3 protein-coding genes are annotated in these 1,834 nt (G+C 72.3%); all 3 read left to right on the forward strand.

Translation table 11 applies throughout. The features are described 5' to 3' along the window. Window positions 1-1,008, forward strand: a 1,008-nt coding sequence (gene sctN, locus LQT98_RS23645; RefSeq protein ID WP_231465691.1) for a type III secretion system ATPase SctN, incomplete at its 5' end; no start/stop codon positions are given. Beyond that, the gene (locus tag LQT98_RS23650) at window positions 992-1,444 is read left to right on the forward strand and encodes a hypothetical protein (protein ID WP_231465693.1); all 453 of its coding nucleotides are present in this window, start codon (window positions 992-994) and stop codon (window positions 1,442-1,444) included. The genes sctN and LQT98_RS23650, both read left to right, overlap by 17 nt. Continuing rightward, a partial coding sequence (locus LQT98_RS23655) for a hypothetical protein (RefSeq protein WP_231465695.1) occupies window positions 1,432-1,834 on the forward strand: 403 nt, incomplete at its 3' end. The genes LQT98_RS23650 and LQT98_RS23655, both read left to right, overlap by 13 nt.

Consider the following 1,834-nt stretch of genomic DNA (forward strand, 5'->3'; position numbering starts at 1 on the left):
GTGCTGGACCCGTCCGGCCGCATCGTCGAGCGCTTCGCGCCCGAGGCCGGCGTCGGCGGCGAGGAGCGCGGCATCGACGCCGACCCGCCGCCGTATTCGCGGCGCGTCGGCATCCGCGAGCCGCTGGCCACCGGCGTGCGCGCCATCGACGGCCTGTTGACCTGCGGCGTCGGCCAGCGCGTCGGCATCTTCGCCTCCGCCGGCTGCGGCAAGACCATGTTGATGCACATGCTGATCGAGCAGAGCGACGCCGATGTCTTCGTCGTCGGCCTGATCGGCGAGCGCGGCCGCGAAGTGACCGAATTCGCCGAGGCGCTGCGCGCCTCGCCCAAGCGCGAACGCTGCGCGCTGGTGTTCGCCACCTCGGACTTCTCCTCGGTGGACCGCTGCAACGCGGCGCTGCTGGCCACCACGGTGGCGGAGTACTTCCGCGACCAGGGCAAGAAAGTGGTGCTGTTCGTCGATTCCATGACCCGTTACGCCCGCGCGCTGCGCGACGTGGCGCTGGCCGCCGGCGAACCGCCGGCGCGGCGCGGCTATCCGGCCTCGGTGTTCGACAGCCTGCCGCGCTTGCTGGAACGCCCCGGCGCCACCCACGGCGGCAGCATCACCGCCTTCTACACCGTGCTGCTGGAAAGCGACGACGAGCCGGACCCGATGGCCGACGAGATCCGCTCCATCCTGGATGGCCACATCTATCTGAGCCGCAAGCTGGCCGGCCAGGGCCACTACCCGGCCATCGACGTGCTCAAGAGCGCCAGCCGCGTGGCCGGCCAGGTCTGCGGCGGAGGTCATCTGCAGGCGGCCTCGGCGCTGCGCGCGCTGCTGGCGCGGCTGGAGGAATTGCAGGTGTTCATCGACCTGGGCGAATACCGCCCCGGCGAGAACGCCGACAACGACCGGGCGATGAACGCGCGCGAGACATTGCGGCAATGGCTGCGCCAGCCGCTGGACGAGCATTCGCCGTTCGAGGCCACGCTGCGGAGCCTGGATGCGTTTACTGCCTAAGCTGGGCGCGCTGCTGCGCCGTTGCCAGGCGGCGCAGCAGCGCTGCGAGGCCGAGTTGCTGCAGCTGGCGCGCCGGGACGGCGACCTCGCGGCGGAACAACAGGCGCTGGTTTTGCAGGGCCAGGGCCTGCGTCAACTGCTGCTGGCGCAGCGGCCGGCCGGGGCGATGAGCCGCGGCCAGCTGTTCGCGCTGCAACGCAAGCAGGCGGTGCTGCGCCGCCAGTTGCAGCAGCTGGATCTGCAACAGGGGCAGCTGGAGGAGCAGCGGCAAGCGCTGAGCGGCCTGCGCGACGCGCAGCAGACACTGCGCCGCCAATGGCTGCGCAAGGAAGACAAGTATCAACGCTGGGCCAAGCTGCAACGCCGCCAGGAACGCATGCGGCGTTTGCGGCTGGACGAGGCCGAACAGGAAGAGAGGACGATATGGAAGCGATGACGCCGATGCCCGCGCCGGGCGCGGACCTGCGGCCAGCGACGGACGCCGCTGGCGACGGCGCGGCGGAAGCCTTTGCCCGCGAAGCGCAAAAGCAGCGGCAGGACGCCGCCGATCCGGACCGCGACGAGGAGGGCGAGGCCGGCGAGCGCGAGCAGGACCGTTCCCGCTTGCCGGCGGCCTTGCCCTGGCAGCCGCCGTTGCCGGCGCAGTGGAACGCGGCGCGGCTGAGCGCCGGCGGCCGCCATGCGGCCGAAGCCGCGCTGTCCGCGCCGGGCAAGCGCGGCCAGACGCTTCTGGGCGACGGCGAACGGCCGGACGCCCACGGCAAGAGCGCGGCGCGGCAGCAAGGCGCGCACGTCGCCGCGCTGGCGGCCGAACACGCTGCCAGCC

Origin of the sequence: Chromobacterium aquaticum (assembly GCF_021129195.1) — a bacterium.
Lineage (GTDB): Bacteria > Pseudomonadota > Gammaproteobacteria > Burkholderiales > Chromobacteriaceae > Chromobacterium > Chromobacterium aquaticum.